Source organism: Pseudomonas sp. LBUM1662 (genome assembly GCF_059695915.1).
In genome coordinates this window covers 6600577-6620734 of the sequence record NZ_CP166793.1, presented here as the reverse complement: position 1 = coordinate 6620734, position 20158 = coordinate 6600577, and the positions used below count along the sequence as shown (strand labels likewise).

Below are 20158 nucleotides of genomic sequence, written 5' to 3'. Positions count from 1 at the left end.
AACACGCGTCCTTGTCAGCTTGTCGGGCGGTAAAGGTCTTGGTCAGGCTTTGGTCGAAAAGCGGTAACCGGTGCCGCGCACGGTTTGTACCAGACTTTCATAGGCATCACCGAGGGCTTTGCGCAGACGACGGATGTGCACGTCGACGGTACGCTCTTCGACATACACGTTGCCGCCCCAGACCTGATCCAGCAACTGGCCACGGGTGTAGGCCCGTTCCTGGTGAGTCATGAAGAACTGCAGCAGGCGGTATTCGGTCGGGCCCATCTCGGCGGGTTTGCCGTCGATGGTCACGCGGTGGCTGATCGGGTCCAGCAGCAGGCCGCCGACTTCAATCGGCGCCTCGCCGTCGGTAGGGCCGGCACGGCGCAGCACGGCTTTGAGGCGCGCCACCAGCTCGCGGGGGGAAAACGGCTTGGTGATGTAATCGTCGGCGCCGACTTCCAGACCCTGGATCTTGTTGTCCTCTTCGCCCTTGGCGGTGAGCATGATGATCGGGATGTCCCCGGTCAGCTCATCACGCTTGAGGCGCCGGGCCAGCTCGATGCCGGACGTGCCAGGCAACATCCAGTCGAGCAGGATCAGGTCCGGCTTGCGGTCGACGATGATGGCGTGGGCCTGCTGGGAGTTCTCAGCCTCCAGGCAGTCATAGCCGGCCATTTCCAACGCAACGGCGATCATTTCGCGAATGGGCGCTTCGTCGTCGACGATCAGAATGCTCCTGCCAACCATGCCATTAATCCTCTTGTCATTTAACTGTCTTGCGCCGCATTAGATAACGGAATTATTGCAGTCGTGTGACAGTATTTTAGTCGCCCTGCGATTGTCATGATCCTGAACTAAGCTCTAAGTCCGAATCCTGACAACCACAAAAGGAAGGTTTCCATGAAGCACATTGCTCAAACCTGGAAGGCACTGCTGGTGACTGCAGCGTTAACGCTGCCGACCATGGCCTTCGCCGCCGACCCGGCGATGATGAAAGACGGGATGATGGTCGACCACAAGGGCATGACCCTGTACACGTTTGACAAGGACAGCGGCGGCAAGTCGATGTGTAATGACGAATGCGCCAAAAACTGGCCACCGATGATGGCCCCGGCGGGTGCCAAGGCTGAGGGCAAATGGAGTGTCATCAAGCGTGATGACGGCACGAGTCAGTATGCCTACGACGGTAAACCGCTTTATACGTTCGTGAAGGACAAAAAACCCGGTGACATGGTGGGCGACAATATGAAGGATGTCTGGCACGTCATGCACGAGTCGCAGAAGTAATTGATCAAAGCCAATAGCCGCTGCCGAAACATAAGGTCGGCAGCGGCTGGGCTACTCAGCGAGTTGCGTAATCCAGCACAATCCCCACAAAAATCGCCAACCCGGCCCAGTGGTTGTGCAAAAACGCCTTGAAGCAACGCATCCGGTCCTTGCCGCGGGTGTACCAGAACTCCCACGCAAAACAGCCCGCCGCCGCCAGTAGCCCGAGGTGGAACCAGCCACCGAGCTCGAATTTCGACCCGGCCAGCAGCAGGCAACCCAGCGCCAACCCTTGCAAGGTCAGAATGATCGCCCGGTCCGCATCACCAAACAGGATCGCCGTGGATTTCACGCCGATCTTCAAGTCATCGTCGCGGTCAGTCATTGCGTAGTAAGTGTCGTAGCCCACGGTCCACAGCAGGTTGGCGATCCACAGCAACCATGCGGCGGCCGGCAATTCACCCGTCTCGGCGGTGAACGCCATCGGCATGCCCCAGGAGAACGCCGCACCCAGCACCACTTGCGGGTAGTAGGTGTAGCGCTTCATGAACGGGTAGCTGAAGGCCAGCGCCAGACCGCCGAACGACAGCCAGACCGTGGCCGCATTGGTGCACAGCACCAGCAGGAAACTCACGCCCATCAGCAACGCGAAGAACACCAAGGCTTCTTTGGAACTGATCTTGCCGCTGACCAACGGGCGCTGTTCGGTGCGTTTCACGTGGCCGTCGACCTTGCGGTCCGCCCAGTCGTTGATCACGCAGCCGCCGGCGCGGGTCAGCACCACGCCAAGCACGAAAATCACGATGTTGGCCAGGGACGGCGAACCTTTGCCGGCAATCCACAGCGCCCACAGCGTCGGCCACAGCAGCAGGTAAATGCCGATCGGCTTGTCCATGCGGGTCAGCTGAATGAAATCCCAGGCCCGTGGATTCAAGCGATTCAGGGACTTGAGCAGGCTCTGGTACATCAGCAGTTCTCCGGGTGGGCGCGGGTGGCGAGCCACAAGGTCGGCAAGAAGATCTCGGCCACGAGTACGCTCAAGGCGCCACGGTCGAAACGTGAGCGACGGCCCCACAATTCAGGGGCCCGGGACGCCAGCGGCAGCCATTCCTGAGGATAGTGACAAACCTCGATGGCGCGACGCTGAAACGCATGATCGCAAAACAGCAATTCGCCCAAGGAACGGCTGCCCAATTCATCCATGTGCAAGCCGTCGCCCTGCAAGGCGCTGCGCGCCGCCACGCTGCGGGCAAACACCCAGGCTTCGCCGTGACCGCGCAGATACACCTCGCGCACCCAGCCTTCACTGCCTTCGTCCAGGTCCAGCGCGGCACATTCGTCGGCGCGCAGCGGTTGCCAGCCTTCAAACAGCGGCGTGACGCTGAAACCGTCATTCGACAAACGGATCAGGCGTCGGGTCAGGGAACCTTCGTCGAACAGCCAGTCAAGGGTAGACGTGTCGGGGAGGGGCGTCAGTTGGCTTTGAGGGAGCCACAGCGGGGTTGCGGAGGGGGATTTTGAGTGCGGCACAGTGAGTCATTATTGGCAGCAAATGAGGCGGCGAGCTTACCATGGCAGCCAGCGATTTTGATTGATCCGGGCCGCCGTTGCGCCGAACAGGCTTGCATCTGCCGGGCCCGATCAGTACAAAACGCCCCTGAGCCGGACGGCATCGCTCCATCTATCGACCGTTCGCGCCGGCAACAAGCCTGAATCCTGAGGAAATACCTGAATGAAAAAGTGGCAATGTGTGGTCTGCGGCCTGATCTATAACGAAGCCGACGGCTGGCCGGACGACGGCATTGCGCCGGGCACGCTGTGGCAAGACGTACCGGAAGACTGGCTGTGCCCGGACTGCGGCGTCGGCAAGATGGATTTCGAAATGATCGAAATCAACTAAGAAGACATCAGAGGAGTAAGGAATGAACGCACCTGTCGTGATCGTCGGCACCGGGCTGGCTGGCTATAACCTGGCCCGCGAGTTTCGCAAGCTCGATGGCGAAACCCCGCTGCTGTTGATTACTGCCGATGACGGACGCTCCTACTCCAAGCCGATGCTCTCCACCGGTTTCGGCAAGAACAAGGACGCCGATGGCCTGAGCATGGCCGAGCCGGGCGCCATGGCCGAGCAATTGAAGGCCGAAGTGCGTACGCACACGCGTATCAGCGGCATCGATCCGGGCCACAAACGCCTGTGGATTGGTGAGGAGACGGTGATTTATCGCGACCTGATCCTGGCCTGGGGGGCGGAAACCGTGCGGGTGCCCATCGAAGGCTACGCAGCGGACGCGGTTTTCCCGATCAACGACCTGGAAGATTACGCCCGCTTTCGTGCCGCAGCCGCTGGCAAGCGCCGGGTGTTGCTGCTCGGTGCCGGCCTGATCGGTTGCGAGTTCGCCAATGACTTGATCGTCGGCGGCTACGAGGTGCAACTGGTTGCACCGTGCGAGCAAGTCATGCCGACCCTGCTGCACCCGGCGGCTGCCGCTGCGGTTCAGGCCGGGCTGGAAAGCTTGGGCGCGCGTTTCCACCTTGGGCCGGTGCTCAACCGCTTGCAACGCGTTGCGGACGGTCTGGAGGCGCATCTGTCCGATGGTCAGGTGATTCCTTGCGACGTGGTGGTCTCGGCCATTGGCCTGCGTCCCCGTATCGATCTGGCGGCTGCCGCTGGTGTGCAGGTCAATCGCGGCGTGGTGGTGGACCGTCACCTGAAAACCTCCCATGCCAATATCTACGCGCTGGGCGACTGCGCCGAGGTCGATGGGCTGAATCTCTTGTACGTCATGCCCCTCATGAGCTGTGCGAGAGCGCTGGCTCAGACCCTTGCCGGAAACCCTACGGCGGTGAGTTACGGCCCGATGCCGATCACCGTGAAAACCCCGGTCTGCCCACTGGTAGTTTCGCCGCCACCACGGGGCGCTGAGGGTGTCTGGACCGTCGAAGGGCAGGGCGCGGACATCAAAGCATTGTGCCGCGATGCCAGCGGAAAACTGCTCGGTTATGCCCTGACAGGCGCGGCGGTGATGGAAAAACTGGCCCTCAACAAAGAGCTTCCGGCACTGCTGGCGTAAATACCGGTCGTTCTGTCGGAATCACCCCGCTTTTGCCCCTACAAAGGTCGCGCCGAGACTGGCGCGGCTCTTCCGTGCGTGCCATTCTCACTCCCGTCTGCCGCAGAGTAGAGCATCTGCGGCGCCTTGGGCGCTGTTCCAACGAGAACAGCACGGACATAACAACAAAAAACCGTCAAAGGGGCTTCACTAATGCGTAAACCAGAACTCGCCGCTGCAATCGCTGAAAAAGCAGACCTCACCAAAGAGCAGGCCAACCGCGTTCTCAACGCCGTTCTCGAAGAAATCACCGGCGCTCTGCACCGCAAAGACAGCGTCACGCTGGTGGGCTTCGGTACCTTCCTGCAACGCCACCGCGGTGCCCGCACCGGCAAAAACCCGCAAACCGGTGAGCCTGTCAAAATCAAGGCCAGCAACACTGTTGCGTTCAAGCCAGGCAAGTCGTTGAAAGATAGCGTTAATCCGTAACACCTACCGACTTCCCGCGTAACGCGGGAGCGGAATAAAAAATGGGCACGCCAACTTGGTTGGGTGCCCATTTTTTTGTGGGTGGCGGATTAGCTGGCCCGGCTGTGTTTCCTGGCGAGAATCGCCGCCATTTCCGGCTCGTCGAGATGATCCAGCGCTCGCTCCACCAATAAATGCACGCCGTCGGCCATTCGGCTGAGCGCCAGGGCTACGGAACGACGTGAGCCGTCCACATCGTCCGCGAGGTCGGCGGCGATGGCACTGATGGACAGCAAATCTTCCGAGGCATTGGCGAGGAGTGCTTCAGTGTTGATGCCGGGGCAGACGCTGAAGAGCTGGCCGCTGCGTTTCGGTTGTTTTGGTTCCGCTGGCGGGAAGTGATGGTCGCGGATGCGTCCCACGTCATCGTTGAGTTTGTTTGAATCAGGGCATTCGTAGGGGGAGATCGGATCGGTATCCGGTGGGTTCGGTGTGACCTTGAACATGATTTCAATTCCTGGAGTGATGCTGACAACACTTCGCCGACTAAACGAAGGGGTGGCAGCTGTGCGCAGGTTAGTCGGACCGGGGAATTGAAGAAGCCGGCGCACCCGAAGGTGCCCTACGCACAGCCACCATCAAAAGCAGGTAGGAAACACTTGCCTGACAGAAGCTTGTGCAACTTCAATTACCAGCGGGCGACTAAACCCGTCCACTGACGATCAGTGACAGGAATCAAGTTACCGGCCGGCCAAAAGGCGCACAAGCCGGCGGATTCTGGCGTAGCCGTAGGCAACGGCGCAAGGTGTTGTAGCTTGCAGGACGTAACCTTGAGGCGTTTTAAACAGGCGGTGTCGAGCGGTGTTTAAGTCGCAGAGAAGCAACACCTGAACATCCTGAAAATCTTCACCAGACCGAGAATGTTAACGACGGCGAAAGCACTCTTTGCCGTTGCCAAAATCTACCGCGAGGCAATCAGGCTCGATGGCGAGACGCAGGTCCTGAAACAGAAGGGACAACTCACCATTGGCGGGCACGGCGTAATCCTTCCAATCCACACGCATCCATCTCATATCAGGCAGCGTATCAAGCCACTCGATTTCATCCTTTGAGCCTTGAGTGCGCAAGCCGATCTTCTCCAAGGTCCTCGTGGGAGAGTAGGGCAGGGATAACCTCTCTTGCTTCGAGTCCACCCAGACCTGTTCCTCGGTAGAGCCGTCCTGAAACCTCCAGTACACATCGACAGGCGTTATGGCTGGCGTGCTGATTGGATCGAAGTGATAAACCGTGATGAGGTAATTCTTCAGAATGCGACCTTGTTCGTCATCGTTCAGATCACGTTGAATTTCGGCCAGTCCCTTTTCTTTACGCGGGCTGAACGCGATTGGCTGGGTTTTCTCTTTTTTCCAGCCAATACCGAACCAGCGGCTATCCGGCGAAACATCGAACCATTGAGTTGGGCCGGAATTGCGGGAGGTTCCGAAGCCGATTTTTGTTAGCGTTCTTTCTGGGTCGTAAGGCAGCCACAGGTCCGTTGTTTCATTTGACTCCAATAACTGCTGGCTCCCGGGGCCTTCGGAAAACTCGAAATAAAGGTACACGGGGTCGATGGCTGGGGGTTTTGGGTGCCGGTCGTACTGCATCTGCAAAATGTAGTGAGTCTGGGCGTAGTTAGCCGTGTCGTTATCGATCTCGTCGTAATTGCCGTGTTGGATTCGATAACTCTCCTCCAATTCAGCCAGGTTCCTTGTTCTGGGCATTTCGAAAGCTAGCTTTTTAGCTGCGTGAGGGTCAGCTTCACTTGTGAGCGTCAGCGTATTGCTCTCGATACTCCACGTTCCCTTCGCAGCACCGTTGGCACTCCCGTACGCAGCGGCTGCTGCAAAAGATCCGTCCTTTTTAAGAACCAGCCTGGCGGCCATTTCCATGGCGCCGTACAAGTAATAATCCCCCTCTAGTGGGCGGGGCTCTGCGGCGTTAGCAACAGGCAGCCACAAAAGCGCTACGAAAAATGATGTTCTTAAATCCATTTGATTTCCTCTCCTTACCAGCTTCCGAATGGAATGCCGAACTTGTCGATATAGGCTTTGGACTCTTCTGAAAGCGGTCGATGCTTTCCGTTGGACGTGCCCCCGTAAGGGCCTTTGGGACTGATCGTGCCTTGGACTCTGGTGACTTCGGTCGATTTAAGACAGGGCCCACCCAACCACACCTTGGCGATTCCTCCTGGCGCCAAGCCGATAGTCAAAAACTTTCGGTAATCGGTTTTCCATTTGCCTACCGCACCGCAATAAGCTTTTTCACCCTTGAGCATGGTGTCCCGCGCAGATTGGGGGATCTCGATGAAAGCCCTGTAGGTTTGCGGTTCTGCCATGGACTGCCAGCGCACATAGACCAAACGAGGCAGGTTAGCCCCCCTTACATATCGCCCCTTTCCTGTTGGATCCTCAAACCAGCCTTTAGCATCGCCCTTGAAGACAGCTGGTATGCCTTTACTTAGCCCCCGGGGATAGCCAGTCGATGGGATTCCGCTACCGGCACCCCAGAACACATGGTCATTGATGTCCACGACGTCAGCGGTTTCAATCCAGACCTCCATATAGTCGGGGTTAAAAAAATCGAGGCTCCACGCGTCGTAAGGTAATGATCTGCTTTCGTAAGAGGCACATCCTCCTAATAGCGCGAATAGCAGCGCACTGCCGGTCTTGAACATGTATGAGCGCCTACGCATCGGAATGCACAACGCGCTTATTGTTTTCGGCAGGCCGATTAATAAACACGATGTTCAGATCACTGTTGTTCCAGCCTTTGGCAGCATTCCAGTTGGCAGACAGATGGATGTAACGGCGACTGAGCAATTCCTCTTCGTCGAGGCTAAGGTTCGTGCGGCGAGTGGCGCCTAACACGTAAGCCATCAGTTTTTCGGCAATCGATTTCAGCTCTGTCGGTAATGCGTACGTTTGATCCTCTTCGTCAATAACCTTGAACGGGACGTCGTGCCTGGCCCCCAACTCGCGCATGATTCGCAAGTAAACCAACGCCAGATCGTTGCGCACAGTTCGCTGGCTGCGCACTGCTGCATACACATTTTTCGACTTGGATCTGTCGCCTTTTGCGTTGTTGATTACCTGCACGTCCCAGGTCTGCACCTCCAGTGCAAGCCCATACAGGTTAAGTTGATCCTGAAGGCGACCTAGCTCTTGCTCAGCCCAACGATAGGCGGGTGACGCTGTGGAAGGCACGTGAAGTTCCATGTCGCGGCTGCAGCGCGGCTTGCTAAGCAGAACTCGTTCAATGAAGTTTGGTATATACCCTCCACCCAAGTCGGAGTGGACGCCGGGCAGCTCGATATCCGCAGCGCCAGCACTGTTGAGTGAGAAGTTATGGCGTCGCTCGTCCCGCGCCACCAGATGCACGACTTTTTTTGCGATATCTGGTGCAAGGTACAAATCGACGCCGGGGTTGTTGGCGTCGTGGACGCTAAAGTCACCGTCGACCACGCTGGCTACTGCGGCAGCGGTGTCGAAGATGCCTATAAAGTTGATGGAGACATCGGTGTTGGTGCGCCAGGAAAAATCCTCGGTAAACAACGTCGCATTGGCTGGTAGTAGCGCTGCCAATGGACTCTTCTCTCCTTTCTGTACTTCATTGGCAAAATGCCGTGCAGCTGCGGCCCCTCGACTGAAACCGAAGATATCGAACTCGACACGTTCAACCTTTCGATCAGGATTAGATCTCTTGAAGCGCTCGATACTTTCAAGGATAAGCGCTGGACTCTGCGCAACCCGCGCTGATACACCGTGTGCACCGACGCCGGTTGCTAGTGAAAAACGTGAATCCCCTTCGCCACTGCTGGTACCAATGCCTTCCAGATAAACCGGAATGTAGCCGATGGTTTCCTCAGCAGCCAATTGCCGATTTCGGTCATCGGTGTAGAGGTCATACAGCTTCGCCACATTACTCGTGTCATTTCCATAGCTGGTATCCGGCGTATTCCCTTGACCGTCGTACCCGTGCGTCCGGCAAAACTGCCGAATATCCTCAGCTTCCTCAACCAGATTCACATCCCGCGCATAACACCCGGCAACCATCTCACTGTTGGATCGGTTATTCCCAGTCCCATCGAAGAACACCCCGATCCGCAAAGTAGTCCCTTCCTCTTCGACTTCCTCCTCTTCTTCTTCCAGCTCATCCGATTCGTTCTCTTCCAACGGAGGTGGCTCAGGCACAACAGGCGCCAACAACCCCGCCACTGTCCCCGGCAACAACGCATGCGCTGCCATCCCTGCCACCGGTGAACCACCCACCTCAATCGCGCTACTGCTGAAAACCCCGTCAGCATCAATCACGATATGGTGACCGCCCGCCTTCAACGTAATGCTGGCGCCGGCATCCAGCACCAGACTGGCCCCGGCCTTGATATGAACATGCTCGCCAGCCTCAACCCCCAGCGCTTCACCAATCCGGGTATGGCTGCTCCCGGAAACCTGCAAATAATCGCTGGCCTTGAGTTGAACCTTGCGATCAGCCGTAACCGTTCGATGTTCTTCAGCGCCGAGCACCGAAATGCTATTTCCCTTGATGGTTTCCCGACGCTCGTTGCCCACTTCCAATCGGCTGTCGTGTTCGACCTTCTGCTCCATATCCCGCTGGGCACGCAGGTAGATCAATTCCTGCCCGGCGCGGTCTTCAATCGACAGTTCGTTGTAACCACCGGTGTGCGGAGAACTGTGGCTACGCAACACGGTTCTGGTTTTGTTCTCGGGTAAGGGGTAGGGCGCTGGCATGACCTTGTTGATCAGGCAGCCGGTTATCAACGGGTTATCAGGATTGCCTTCGAGATAGGTGACGAGGACTTCCATGCCAACGCGTGGAATGGTCACCGCGCCGAAATGATCCCCCGCCCAATTGGAAGCCACCCGCAGCCAGCAACTGCTCCTTTCGCTGTTGCGTTCGGCCCTGTCCCAGTGGAATTCGACTTTGACGCGGCCGTACTCATCGCAGTAGATCTCTTCGCCAGCCGGCCCGGTCACGCGGGCGGTCTGACAGACCAGCACACGTCTTTGTGCAGGCAGCGGTGGCCGATAGAACACGTCCCATGGAATTGCGCTAAAGCTGTTGCGGTAGCCCTGGGTAAAACCGTCCTCAGGTGCGGTATCGCTGGTGATTGACTCTTCAAGCACCTGAGGCTGTTTCCCTGAGTGGGTAACGCTGAGTAGAAGCCATAAATCGTTGTACGTTGCGCGTGGGTGATCCGTCAGTCTGAAAAGGTAGCCGTTGCGCAGGAACGGCTGATCGCTTTCGCCCTCCGCCAATTGGTAATCGGCTCGGTGTCGTTCCAGTGCCTGCCGGGCGAGCTGTTTTCCGCGCTTTTCGCTCTCCAATGGCAGCGGGTAGCCATAGTCTTCCAGCTTGGGGCTGAACTCGGCGGTGAAGCGACTTTCCAGCAGAGCATTCGGGCGTTTCAGATCGTAGTCACGGCGGGTGACTATGCTGGGGCGGGTGTTGAAACCCATGGAAAGCCGGCTGACAACCGGATGCTCCGCCACCATGCCCGAGCCCTGCTGATAAGGCGTTTCACCCAACTCAAGGAAGAACGCTTGGTCATCGGTGAACACCAGCACATGACCTTCGGGAGAGTGTCTGTGATGCCAGGCAATGCCGTCCTCGGCGCAAAGCCGCTGCACGAACTCAAAATTACTTTCCCCGTATTGGGTGCAATATTCGCGCTCGGCACTCGTTCTGGTGTGGAAGGTATAAGCGTCGGCCTGAATGCCAAGGCCTTTGAATACCCGGGCGATGATTTGCGGCACCGTCTGGCGCTGGAAAATCCGCTGATCGTGGCTGAACTGCAAGTAGTGCAGGGCCGGTACAAGGTTCACGCGATAGCGGGTCAGGCGTTTACCGACCTCACCAGCGGACACCCCTGCGATATGGCCATGAATGCCCTCGCCTTTGAAGCCGAATTGTAGAAATGCAGGTTGGTTGACCAGGATTTTCAGATCGAAGTCGGGGTATTCGCTGACCAGATCGACGTGAATCGAGTACAAGGCGCTGATGGTTTCAGTGCCTTCGAAGGCCAGTACTTTGAAGTCGTTGTGAACCGTCGGGATCACAAGGGTGAAGTGAGGGGCATTAGCCGGTGCGAACATGCGCTGATCCTTTTGCTTCGTAGTCGCTCGTCCTTGAGCGCAGAGAAGTGATCGCGGCGTGCAGCCATGACTTGGCCTGAGCGCGCGATGATGTTCTGCACGCTAACAAGGCTAGGCAAAGCGGTATGTAAGACCGGGCCTGAAACTCGGTGAGATCTTTCTGGATGTCAGAATGTTGCGTCAGTGTCAGCGAAGTTCATGCAACCACAAGGTGTATTGCCGAAGTTGAGTATTTATTCAAATGGAAGTGCCATCAACGTGATGGCACTTTTTTATATCTCAATTGTCGGATTATGTTTTTTTAGAATTTCGGAAACATTTCGGAGGTTTCCTACATTCATGCTTGGAAATTATTGGCATGCTGCGCAGCTGTCGCTGGGGGTGAAGCTCATTATCTCTGTCGAATTTTACGGGTGGCTCTAGGTCGATGGTTTCAGGGTGATCAGGTGAGGAGGTGATTATTAATGCGACATCAGGGAATCCCCTTACACATATAGGGAAAACTCCTACACGCAATAAACAACACTTCGTCTTATTGTTTAATCGGATGCTTGCTAGTGGCCATCATTGTGATTACGATGCGCGCACTTGAAAGAGCACGAACTCAATTGGATGAGATTCATCGCAGCTCTTTGATACTGTCCCGCGCCGCTGCAACTGCAATTGGCGTTCGACCGTAATCCTAAATAAAGGCCATGGATGTCCTACTCAAGCAAACTTTCTGCTCATTACCTTGATCTCGCAAAAGCCTCTGTTTCCAAAGAGAATTTCGCGGGCGAGGACGTTCGCTTTTCAAGCGAATATGAGGCATTGGAAAGCGAGCTGGCGAAAGCCTCGTCCATGCACGAAAGCGGTCAGATCGACTGGCTGAAAATCCGCGAAAACAGCGAAAACCTGCTGCGCACCCAGTCCAAGGATTTGCGGGTCGGCGCCTGGCTGACCTGGGCCTTGTACCAGCGCGAATCGTTCCAGGGCCTGCTGGCCGGCCTCGGTTTGCTGCACCACTTGTGCGAAAACCACTGGGCCGACGTTCACCCGAGCAAGGCTCGTACCCGCTCCGCTGCGATCAGTTGGCTGGTGCCGCGTCTCGAGCAGGTGCTGACCGAAAACGTCGCGATCAAGGAGCAGTTGCCGATGTTCCGGCGGCTGGTCGAACACCTCGAAGGCCTTGATGCCGCCTGCACCGAGCATTTGGGCGACGATGCGCCGCTGCTGCTGCCGATCTCCCGTCGCCTGAAAAACATGGTGCAGCGCGCCGCCGACAACCAGCCGGAGCCCGGCGTGGTGGGTGCCGCGGTAGCCCAGGTCAAGCAGGCTGCCACGCAGTTGTTTACCCCCGGCGCACCGATCGACAACGAAAAAGAAGCTCACAAGGCCCTGCGCGCCCAGCAGGAAAGCGCCCGTCCGTTGTGTGCCTGGTGGCTCAAGCAGAAAGCCACTGACCTGCGCGCTCTGCGCCTCAATCGCACGCTGCTGTGGCTGCCCATCGACGCGGTGCCTGAGCGCAACGCCGAGCAAATCACCGTGCTGCGCGGTTTGCCCGCCGACAAGCTCAAGGCCTATCAGGACCGCTACGATCAAGCCAAATACGCCGACCTGCTGGTGGAGCTGGAGGCGAGCCTGGCGAAGGCGCCGTTCTGGTTCGATGGCCAGCGAATGGTCTGGGAATGCCTCCAGGGCCTGAACGCCGAGATGGCAATGCGCGAAGTGGAAATCCACTTCGCGCTTTTGATTCAGCGCCTGCCCGGCATCGTCGAATTGCGTTTCCACGACGGCGCGCCGTTCGCCGATCCGGCCACCCGCGCCTGGATCAGCGCCAACGTCATGCCGCACCTGCAAAGCGCCAGTGCGCCGCGCAAGGTCGAAGTCGCCGACTCCCAGCCCGCCTGGGAAGTGGCCCTCGAAGAAGTCCTGCCGATCCTGCGCAAGGACGGCCTCAAGGCCGCCGTGCAGATCCTCAAGCAGGGCCTGCAAAGCGCCCACGGTGGACGCGTGCGGTTCTTCTGGCAGTTCGCCCTCGCGCGGCTGTGCTTCATGGCCAAGAAATACGAACTGGCCAAGACCCAACTCGAAACCCTCGACCAAACATTACAGGACTCAGGCCTGAACGCCTGGGAGCCCGATCTTGCGCTGGAAGTGCTGCATTTACTGCATAGCTGCTGCGAGTTGTTGCCGCAGAACCATGCCGTACGTGAACGCAAGGAAGAGATTTATCGCAGGCTGTGCCACCTCGATCTCGAAGTGGTACTCGAATAGGCCCCAGGGCCACAACCGCAAGGAGAAAAGCCATGGCCAAAGAAGGCTCGGTAGCCCCCAAGGAACGCATCAACGTCACTTTCAAACCTGCCACCGGTGGTGCACAGGAAGAGATCGAACTGCCGTTGAAACTACTGGCAATCGGTGACTACACCCACCGCAAGGACGAACGCAAAGTCGAAGATCGCAAGCCGATCAGTATCGACAAGATGACGTTTGACGAAGTGCTGGCCAAGCAAGAGCTGAGCCTGACACTGAGCGTGCCGAACCGTCTTCAGGAAGAAGGTGACACTGAAGAACTGGCCGTGAAACTGCGCGTCAACTCGATGAAGGACTTCAACCCGGCCTCGCTGGTCGAGCAAGTGCCTGAGCTGAAAAAACTGATGGAACTGCGCGACGCGCTGGTGGCCCTCAAAGGCCCACTGGGTAACGCGCCTGCGTTCCGCAAAGCCATCGAAGGCGTTCTCGCCGACGACGAATCCCGCGGTCGCGTACTGGGTGAGCTGGGCCTGAACGCCGCAGCCCAGGACGCCTGAGTCTCTATCAGCCAAGGAAGCCAAGACAATGAGCACTAGCGCAGCACAGCAAAAGAGCAAAGAGAACGGCGAATACAGCATTCTCGACAGCATCATCGCCGAAACCCGCCTGACGCCGGACGACGAAGCCTACGACATCGCCAAGCGCGGTGTGTCGGCCTTCATCGAAGAGCTGCTCAAGCCGCAGAACAACGGTGAGCCGGTCAAGAAGGCCATGGTTGACCGCATGATCGCCGAGATCGATGCCAAGCTCAGCCGCCAGATGGACGAAATCCTGCACCACCCTGACTTCCAGTCCCTGGAATCGTCGTGGCGTGGCCTGCAGTTGCTGGTCGACCGCACCAACTTCCGCGAAAACATCAAGATTGAAATCCTCAACGTCTCCAAAGAAGACCTGCTGGACGATTTCGACGATTCGCCGGAAGTCATGCAATCGGGTCTGTACAAGCACATCTACACCGCTGAATACGGCCAGTTCGGTGGTCAGCCTGTGGGCGCGATCATCGCCAACTACTTCATGTCCCCAAGCTCGCCGGACGTGAAACTGATGCAGTACGTGTCCAGCGTTGCCTGCATGTCGCACGCACCGTTCATTGCGGCTGCCGGCCCGAAATTCTTCGGCCTGGAAAGCTTCACCGGCCTGCCGGACCTGAAGGATCTGAAAGATCACTTCGAAGGCCCGCAATTCGCCAAATGGCAGAGCTTCCGCCAGTCGGAAGACTCCCGTTACGTTGGCCTGACCGTGCCACGTTTCCTGCTGCGCAACCCGTACGACCCGGAAGAAAACCCGGTCAAATCGTTCGTGTACAAAGAAACCGTCGCCAACAGCCACGAGCACTACCTGTGGGGCAACACCGCCTACGCGTTCGGCACCAAGCTGACCGACAGTTTCGCCAAATTCCGCTGGTGCCCGAACATCATCGGCCCGCAGAGCGGTGGCGCGGTTGAAGACCTGCCGTTGCACCACTTCGAAAGCATGGGCGAAATCGAAACCAAGATTCCTACGGAAGTTCTGGTTAGCGACCGTCGTGAATACGAACTGGCCGAGGAAGGCTTCATCTCCCTGACCATGCGCAAAGGCTCCGACAACGCGGCGTTCTTCTCCGCGAGCTCGGTGCAGAAGCCGAAGTTCTTCGGCATCAGCGCAGAAGGCAAGGCGGCAGAGCTGAACTACAAGCTCGGCACCCAACTGCCGTACATGATGATCGTCAACCGCCTGGCTCACTACTTGAAAGTGCTGCAGCGCGAGCAACTCGGTTCGTGGAAAGAACGCACCGACCTCGAGCTGGAACTGAACAAGTGGATCCGCCAGTACGTGGCCGACCAGGAAAACCCAAGCGCCGAAGTGCGTGGCCGTCGTCCACTGCGCGCTGCCCAGATCATCGTCAGCGATGTCGAAGGCGAGCCTGGCTGGTACCGCGTCAGCCTGAACGTGCGTCCGCACTTCAAGTACATGGGTGCCGATTTCACCCTGTCGCTGGTTGGCAAGCTGGACAAAGAGTAAGAGGAGCCTGAGTCATGACTGGATACGGCAGCCTTTTCGAACGCCTGGGTGGCGACGCGGACAAACGCGTCGGCTGGAGCCGCGAGGTCTCCGCCATGGCGTCCGTGGCTGCCCATCTGGCCAAGATGCTCAGCACCCGTGCGGGCAGCGTGCAAACGCTGTCCGATTACGGGCTACCCGATCTCAATGACATGCGTCTGAGCCTGCATGACTCCCTGAGTCAGGCCCGTCTGGCCATCGAAAATTTCATCGAAGCCTACGAGCCACGCCTGAGCAATGTGCGTGTCATCTCCCTGCCGCGTGATCACGATCAGCTTCGCCTGTCCTTCAGCATCGAAGGCTTGCTGGAAGTTGATGGTTTCAAGCGCCAGGTCAGTTTCGCCGCGCGCCTGGATGGCAGCGGTCAAGTCAAGGTCAACTAAGGAGATTCGTATGTCCGGCAAACCCGCAGCCCGCGTATCCGACCCCACCGCTTGCCCGCTCCCCGGCCACGGCACCAACCCGATCGCCGCCGGTTCCGGCGACGTCTTCTTCGACGGCCTCGCGGCCGCCCGCCAAGGCGATGCCTCGGCGTGTGGTGGTGCGATGTCGGGCGGGTTGGCGACGACGGTTTTGATTAACGGCAAACCGGCGGCCACGGTGGATTCCGTTGGGACTCATGGCAACAAGGTTACGGCCGGGTCGGGGACGGTGATTATCGGGAATTCGCATTCGCCGGTGCCGTTTGTGGCGCCGTTGCCAGTGATTATTCCCGGGATATTCAATCGGGTTTTTGCTTTTAAAACAGCCAGCGGAAAAACGGTCGAGGGGCTGAACTACCGAATTGTTTCCGAAAGCGGAATTGAAAAAGTGGGCACGGCGTTATCTGGAATGTCCGAATGTTTTTCATCTGGCCTGAAGCCTGAAGCTGTCACCATCTTAGTAACGTCGGAGTAAGGTCTTGGAAACAATTGTTGAAGTTGACGGCGTTCCTTACACCTTTGTTACCGAAGATGGCGGTACAGCGTTAAGGCTCGATAACAAAACTACTGCCAGCGACGATACAGATCCGGAGAATTTGAATCTTCCGGAAGTCTGGTTGATAACGCGCTCGAATGGTGTGCCTTTGTTTGCGGTGCGACCGGACGATGGAGATAAACCCTTTCGAATCATAAAGGCCGAAACGCTCTATGCAGAGGCGATCCAGTGGTTTGAGCCGTTGGCTGATTCCTATCGTGAGCGGGTATGGGTCAATCCGGAAAGTAGCGTCGAGGGGTCTGAAGCATTTGGCGCCTACAAACAACACACCTGGCAATCGATCATCGATTTCGCCATTGTCGATCGCGAGTCGCTTATGTATTACCGAAACATGCCTGGTGATTGGAAGAAGCAAAAAGAGGGCGGTAGCGGGTTCTTGCTTTGTCTCGTGGAAGGAGACCCTTACTGGACTGATGGATTGGGCCAGATACCCTTTGCCGTGGATACATTTCGAATGTATTGGCAAGAAACGAATGACATCGATTCTGCAGTCAGAAAAACCGGGGTGACCGGCCTGGAATGGGCAGATGGATCGCTCGGTGGGAAGGACGATGGAAGTGAAAACGTCTATGACAATTTCATCATTATCAGAGCATCGTTGTGGGCATCCAAAAACTTCCGACGGGTCGCAGGCACAAAGAGTTTTGGTGGGTTGCGGGGTGCAGGCGGGGATATCCCAGAGGTGAGTACTGTTTTTGAACCTACCTCGGTTGATCTTCTTAGAACATCGATCTCTGCGGATGTTCTTGCAAAATATAAAACGTGGACGCCATGACTTTGAAGATTTTAGCGGGACTTGTTATTTATCTACTGGTGGGTGTGCTTTATTTCTTTGTTCATGATTATGGTGTTGCTTTTTATAAGTCGCATATGGGTGGGTTTACCGCTAGAGGAGCCGCGATTGGCATAACCGCCGAATTAACGTTCTACTTCTTCATCTTCGTAAATATGGTTGTTTTTGTATTGCCGAAGTTCGCTGCAAAAATCTTGGCAATAGCGTTTATGGTCGCCGTTGTTCTTTTCTATTTTCTTCCCGAAAACCCGGTCAGGGCGATGGCGTATAGCGGTCTTACAAGCAGCATGAGCCTCTTGGCGCTGATCGCTCGGTCAATAGTCGAGCGACTGATTTCCCGACGTAATTTATCTTCAGGCAGCTAATTCATGTCCTTTAACCACTACTACCAAAGCGAACTCACCGCACTTCGCCAGTTAGGTCGTCGATTCGCCGAGCGTAGCCCGGCATTGGCGCCTTTCCTTGGCCAGGCCGGGCGAGATCCGGACGTGGAGCGGTTGCTTGAGGGCTTCGCGTTCCTGACCGGGCGCCTGCGCCAGAAGCTCGATGACGAACTGCCAGAACTCAGCCATTCCCTGATGCACCTGCTGTGGCCCAACTACATGCGGCCGCTGCCGGCGTTCAGCATTTTGCAGTTCGATCCGTTGAAGCGTTCGGGTCCTGCGCTGATGGTCGAGCGCGATACGCCAGTCGAGAGCGTGCCGGTCGATGACGTGCGTTGCCGCTTCCGCACTTGCTACCCGACCGAAGTCTTGCCGCTGGATCTGGCTGCGCTGAATTACTCGGTGAAGGGCGACGGCTCGCTGTTGAGCCTGCGTCTGGAGATGAGCGCAGACGGCCACTTGGGCGAGCTGGAGTTGAGCCGTCTGCGTCTGCACTTCGCTGGCGAGCGCTACATCAGCCAGATGCTGTACCTCAGCCTGCTACGCAATCTGGAAGGCATCGAGCTGATCCCGCTGGACGGCGCCGGCAAACCCATCAATGGCGTCAACGGCCTGCCGATGGCATTCAAGATGCCCGGCGACCGCGTGCAGCCGGTGGGTTTTGCCGAAGAAGAAGCGTTGATCCCGTATCCGCTGAACACCTTCCGCGGCTACCGCTACTTGCAGGAATATTTCGCCTTCCAGGACAAGTTCCTGTTCGTCGACGTCAACGGCCTGGACATGCTCAAAGCATTGCCGGAAGACACGCTCAAGCAAATGCGCGGTCTCGAATTGCGTTTCGACATTCGCAAGAGCGGCATCATGCGGATGCGTCCGACGCTGGACAACGTGAAGCTCTACTGCACGCCGATTGTGAACCTGTTCAAGCACGACGCACTGCCGATCCGCCTCGATGGCAAGCAAGACGAATACCTGCTGCTGCCCGCCGAATTCGATCTGCAGAACTGCGGTGTGTTCTCGGTGGAAACCGTGACCGGATGGAAGCCCGGTGGCCTCGGCTATCAGGAATACGTGCCGTTCGAATCGTTCGAGCACGACCCGAGTTTCGACGTGCCCAACAGCCGTCCGCATTACAGCATCCGCCAGCGTTCGTCGCTGTTGCACGACGGCCTCGACACTTATTTGAGCTTCGGCATCCGCCACACCGAAGCCCACGAAACGCTGTCGATCGAGCTGATGTGCACCAACCAGAACCTGCCGCGCAAGCTCAAGCTCGGCGACATCAGCCAGGCCTGCGAAGAGACGCCAGAGTTCCTGAGTTTCCGCAACATCACTCCGGCTACCCCGAGTTACGCGCCGCCGCTGAACCGTGACTTCCTCTGGAAGCTGATCAGCAACATGTCGCTCAACTACCTGTCGCTGGCCGACGTCAATGCGTTGAAGGTGATTCTGGAAACCTACGACCTGCCGCGCTACTACGACCAACACGCTGAGAAAGTCAGCAAACGCCTGCTGGGCGGGCTCAAGTCGATCAAACACCAACACGTCGACCGGTTGCACCGAGGGTTGCCGGTTCGCGGGTTGCGCACCGAGCTGACCATCGACCCGGAAGGGTATATCGGCGAAGGCGATCTGTTCGTTTTCGCCTCGGTTCTTAACGAGTTTTTCGCGCTTTACGCCAGTCTCAATTCGTACCACGAGCTGCGGGTAAAAAGCACACAGGGAGAGGTGTACCAATGGACACCACGTATGGGCCTTCAGCCGCTTCTTTAAGCGGACTGACCCGAGGAATACGCGAGTACTCGCTGTTTCAGGCCGTGCTGCTGGTGGTTGACCGGCTGCGCGAGGCCCACCCGCACCTGAGCCAGGACGATCTGTACGACCAGGTCGAATTCCAGGCCAACCCGAGCCTGGGTTTCCCGGGCAGCGACGTCGATCGCGTGGAGTTTTTCCACGAACACGGACAGATGCGCGCGCGCCTGCGTTTCAACCTGATCGGCCTGGTCGGCTCCGGTTCGCCGCTGCCGGCGTTCTACGGTGAACAAGCCCTGGGCGACAGCGAAGACGGTAACCCGACCCGCAACTTCCTCGACCTGTTCCACCATCGCCTGCAACGGCTGATGCTGCCGATCTGGCGCAAGTACCGCTACCGCGCCAGTTTCGAAAGTGGCGCCCTCGACCCGTTTTCGGCGCAGCTGTTTGCCTTGATCGGCCTGGGCGGCGAAGAGATCCGCAAGGCCCAGGAACTGAACTGGAAACGCCTGCTGCCGTACCTCGGTTTGCTCAGCTTGCGGGCGCACTCGGCGGCGCTGATCGAAGCGGTGCTGCGTTACTACTTCAAGCACGCCGAACTGACCATCGAGCAGTGCATCGAGCGCCGCGTGGAAATTCTCGACGAGCAGCGCAATCGCCTCGGCCGCGCCAACAGCCTGCTCGGCGAAGACCTGGTGCTGGGCGAACACGTGCGCGACCGCAGCGGCAAGTTCCGCATCCACATCCGCGAGCTCGACTGGCAGCGCTTTCACGAATTCCTGCCGATCGGTTTCGGTTACCAGCCGTTGTGCGCGCTGGTGCGGTTCACCCTGCGTGACCCGCTCGATTACGACATTCGCCTGGTGTTGCGCCAGGAAGAAATCCGCGAACTGCGCATCGGTGAGCAAAACGCCTGTCGCCTGGGATGGACCAGTTGGCTGGGCCGCGAAAAAGCGGACGGCGTGGTGACCCTGGGCAGCAAAATTCATTAAGGAC

At 57.6% G+C, this 20158-nt stretch carries 20 protein-coding genes; 13 read left to right on the top strand and 7 right to left on the bottom strand.

Annotated elements, in window-relative coordinates; all coding sequences use genetic code 11:
• Positions 1–42: 42 nt before the first annotated feature.
• Positions 43–732 (bottom strand): phosphate regulon transcriptional regulator PhoB, encoded by a 690-nt coding sequence (phoB, locus tag ACA049_RS30240; RefSeq protein ID WP_310844182.1) that lies wholly within the window; start codon positions 730–732, stop codon positions 43–45.
• A 153-nt stretch (positions 733–885) separates the two neighbouring features.
• On the opposite strand from phoB, the gene ACA049_RS30235 reads away from it, so the two are divergent.
• Entirely contained in the window at positions 886–1272 is a 387-nt protein-coding gene (locus ACA049_RS30235) for a COG4315 family predicted lipoprotein (protein WP_497331990.1), read from the top strand.
• Between the two features lie 55 nt (positions 1273–1327).
• On the opposite strand, the gene ubiA is transcribed toward ACA049_RS30235, so the two are convergent.
• Together ubiA and ACA049_RS30225 are read right to left on the bottom strand one after the other, a co-directional pair.
• Positions 1328–2218, bottom strand: coding sequence for a 4-hydroxybenzoate octaprenyltransferase (ubiA, locus tag ACA049_RS30230; RefSeq protein WP_497331988.1), 891 nt, complete (start codon positions 2216–2218; stop codon positions 1328–1330).
• Positions 2218–2781, bottom strand: a complete 564-nt coding sequence (locus tag ACA049_RS30225) for a chorismate--pyruvate lyase family protein (RefSeq protein ID WP_497331986.1) — start codon at positions 2779–2781, stop codon at positions 2218–2220. Before ACA049_RS30225 ends, ubiA begins: the two co-directional genes overlap by 1 nt.
• Positions 2782–2983: 202 nt before the next feature.
• Here ACA049_RS30225 and ACA049_RS30220 point away from each other — a divergent pair, with 202 nt between their 5' ends.
• From ACA049_RS30220 to ACA049_RS30210, 3 genes are all read left to right on the top strand, one after another.
• Positions 2984–3151 carry a rubredoxin gene (locus ACA049_RS30220; protein ID WP_007954349.1) on the top strand — a complete coding sequence of 56 codons (168 nt, stop codon included), beginning with the start codon at positions 2984–2986 and terminating at the stop codon, positions 3149–3151.
• Positions 3152–3173: 22 nt separating this feature from the next.
• The gene (locus ACA049_RS30215; RefSeq protein WP_497331984.1) at positions 3174–4322 is read left to right on the top strand and encodes an NAD(P)/FAD-dependent oxidoreductase; all 1149 of its coding nucleotides are present in this window, start codon (positions 3174–3176) and stop codon (positions 4320–4322) included.
• 192 nt (positions 4323–4514) lie between these two features.
• On the top strand, positions 4515–4790 hold the full coding sequence (locus ACA049_RS30210) for an HU family DNA-binding protein (protein ID WP_003213368.1): 276 nt from the start codon (positions 4515–4517) through the stop codon (positions 4788–4790).
• An 89-nt stretch (positions 4791–4879) separates the two neighbouring features.
• Here ACA049_RS30210 and ACA049_RS30205 read toward each other — a convergent pair whose 3' ends face one another.
• The 4 genes from ACA049_RS30205 to tssI all read right to left on the bottom strand — a co-directional run bounded on the left by ACA049_RS30205 (position 4880) and on the right by tssI (position 10921).
• Positions 4880–5275, bottom strand: coding sequence for a DUF6124 family protein (locus tag ACA049_RS30205; protein ID WP_497331982.1), 396 nt, complete (start codon positions 5273–5275; stop codon positions 4880–4882).
• Positions 5276–5692: 417 nt separating this feature from the next.
• Entirely contained in the window at positions 5693–6799 is a 1107-nt protein-coding gene (locus tag ACA049_RS30200; protein WP_497331980.1) for a hypothetical protein, read from the bottom strand.
• Positions 6800–6813: 14 nt separating this feature from the next.
• Positions 6814–7482, bottom strand: a complete 669-nt coding sequence (locus tag ACA049_RS30195; protein WP_497331978.1) for a DUF2931 family protein — start codon at positions 7480–7482, stop codon at positions 6814–6816.
• A gap of 10 nt (positions 7483–7492) precedes the next feature.
• Positions 7493–10921 carry a type VI secretion system tip protein TssI/VgrG gene (tssI, locus tag ACA049_RS30190; RefSeq protein ID WP_497331976.1) on the bottom strand — a complete coding sequence of 1143 codons (3429 nt, stop codon included), beginning with the start codon at positions 10919–10921 and terminating at the stop codon, positions 7493–7495.
• A gap of 699 nt (positions 10922–11620) precedes the next feature.
• Here tssI and tssA point away from each other — a divergent pair.
• The 9 genes from tssA to tssG are packed head-to-tail and all read left to right on the top strand — an operon-like array spanning position 11621 to position 20154.
• Positions 11621–13177, top strand: a complete 1557-nt coding sequence (gene tssA / locus ACA049_RS30185) for a type VI secretion system protein TssA (RefSeq protein ID WP_497331974.1) — start codon at positions 11621–11623, stop codon at positions 13175–13177.
• 32 nt (positions 13178–13209) lie between these two features.
• On the top strand, positions 13210–13713 hold the full coding sequence (gene tssB, locus ACA049_RS30180) for a type VI secretion system contractile sheath small subunit (protein WP_010465292.1): 504 nt from the start codon (positions 13210–13212) through the stop codon (positions 13711–13713).
• A 28-nt stretch (positions 13714–13741) separates the two neighbouring features.
• Complete coding sequence (gene tssC, locus ACA049_RS30175) at positions 13742–15217, top strand: type VI secretion system contractile sheath large subunit (protein ID WP_109626782.1); 1476 nt, start codon at positions 13742–13744, stop codon at positions 15215–15217.
• A gap of 14 nt (positions 15218–15231) precedes the next feature.
• Positions 15232–15639, top strand: a complete 408-nt coding sequence (tssE, locus tag ACA049_RS30170; protein WP_008150080.1) for a type VI secretion system baseplate subunit TssE — start codon at positions 15232–15234, stop codon at positions 15637–15639.
• Positions 15640–15649: 10 nt separating this feature from the next.
• Positions 15650–16153 (top strand): PAAR domain-containing protein, encoded by a 504-nt coding sequence (locus tag ACA049_RS30165; RefSeq protein ID WP_497331972.1) that lies wholly within the window; start codon positions 15650–15652, stop codon positions 16151–16153.
• A 4-nt stretch (positions 16154–16157) separates the two neighbouring features.
• Positions 16158–17009 carry a hypothetical protein gene (locus ACA049_RS30160; protein WP_497331970.1) on the top strand — a complete coding sequence of 284 codons (852 nt, stop codon included), beginning with the start codon at positions 16158–16160 and terminating at the stop codon, positions 17007–17009.
• On the top strand, positions 17006–17392 hold the full coding sequence (locus tag ACA049_RS30155; protein ID WP_497331968.1) for a hypothetical protein: 387 nt from the start codon (positions 17006–17008) through the stop codon (positions 17390–17392). Before ACA049_RS30160 ends, ACA049_RS30155 begins: the two co-directional genes overlap by 4 nt.
• A gap of 3 nt (positions 17393–17395) precedes the next feature.
• Positions 17396–19183 carry a type VI secretion system baseplate subunit TssF gene (gene tssF, locus ACA049_RS30150; RefSeq protein WP_497331966.1) on the top strand — a complete coding sequence of 596 codons (1788 nt, stop codon included), beginning with the start codon at positions 17396–17398 and terminating at the stop codon, positions 19181–19183.
• Complete coding sequence (tssG, locus tag ACA049_RS30145; protein ID WP_497331964.1) at positions 19147–20154, top strand: type VI secretion system baseplate subunit TssG; 1008 nt, start codon at positions 19147–19149, stop codon at positions 20152–20154. Before tssF ends, tssG begins: the two co-directional genes overlap by 37 nt.
• The last annotated feature ends 4 nt before the right edge of the window (positions 20155–20158 follow it).

What these genes read in the sequence shown, in the direction of transcription:
- phoB (WP_310844182.1), bottom strand. Translation starts at nt 732, where the DNA reads ATGGTTGGCAGGAGCATTCTGATCGTCGACGACGAAGCGCCCATTCGC.
- ACA049_RS30235 (WP_497331990.1), top strand. Translation starts at nt 886, where the DNA reads ATGAAGCACATTGCTCAAACCTGGAAGGCACTGCTGGTGACTGCAGCG.
- ubiA (WP_497331988.1), bottom strand. Translation starts at nt 2,218, where the DNA reads ATGTACCAGAGCCTGCTCAAGTCCCTGAATCGCTTGAATCCACGGGCC.
- ACA049_RS30220 (WP_007954349.1), top strand. Translation starts at nt 2,984, where the DNA reads ATGAAAAAGTGGCAATGTGTGGTCTGCGGCCTGATCTATAACGAAGCC.
- ACA049_RS30215 (WP_497331984.1), top strand. Translation starts at nt 3,174, where the DNA reads ATGAACGCACCTGTCGTGATCGTCGGCACCGGGCTGGCTGGCTATAAC.
- ACA049_RS30210 (WP_003213368.1), top strand. Translation starts at nt 4,515, where the DNA reads ATGCGTAAACCAGAACTCGCCGCTGCAATCGCTGAAAAAGCAGACCTC.
- ACA049_RS30205 (WP_497331982.1), bottom strand. Translation starts at nt 5,275, where the DNA reads ATGTTCAAGGTCACACCGAACCCACCGGATACCGATCCGATCTCCCCC.
- ACA049_RS30200 (WP_497331980.1), bottom strand. Translation starts at nt 6,799, where the DNA reads ATGGATTTAAGAACATCATTTTTCGTAGCGCTTTTGTGGCTGCCTGTT.
- ACA049_RS30195 (WP_497331978.1), bottom strand. Translation starts at nt 7,482, where the DNA reads ATGTTCAAGACCGGCAGTGCGCTGCTATTCGCGCTATTAGGAGGATGT.
- tssI (WP_497331976.1), bottom strand. Translation starts at nt 10,921, where the DNA reads ATGTTCGCACCGGCTAATGCCCCTCACTTCACCCTTGTGATCCCGACG.
- tssA (WP_497331974.1), top strand. Translation starts at nt 11,621, where the DNA reads ATGTCCTACTCAAGCAAACTTTCTGCTCATTACCTTGATCTCGCAAAA.
- tssB (WP_010465292.1), top strand. Translation starts at nt 13,210, where the DNA reads ATGGCCAAAGAAGGCTCGGTAGCCCCCAAGGAACGCATCAACGTCACT.
- tssC (WP_109626782.1), top strand. Translation starts at nt 13,742, where the DNA reads ATGAGCACTAGCGCAGCACAGCAAAAGAGCAAAGAGAACGGCGAATAC.
- tssE (WP_008150080.1), top strand. Translation starts at nt 15,232, where the DNA reads ATGACTGGATACGGCAGCCTTTTCGAACGCCTGGGTGGCGACGCGGAC.
- ACA049_RS30165 (WP_497331972.1), top strand. Translation starts at nt 15,650, where the DNA reads ATGTCCGGCAAACCCGCAGCCCGCGTATCCGACCCCACCGCTTGCCCG.
- ACA049_RS30155 (WP_497331968.1), top strand. Translation starts at nt 17,006, where the DNA reads ATGACTTTGAAGATTTTAGCGGGACTTGTTATTTATCTACTGGTGGGT.
- tssF (WP_497331966.1), top strand. Translation starts at nt 17,396, where the DNA reads ATGTCCTTTAACCACTACTACCAAAGCGAACTCACCGCACTTCGCCAG.
- tssG (WP_497331964.1), top strand. Translation starts at nt 19,147, where the DNA reads ATGGACACCACGTATGGGCCTTCAGCCGCTTCTTTAAGCGGACTGACC.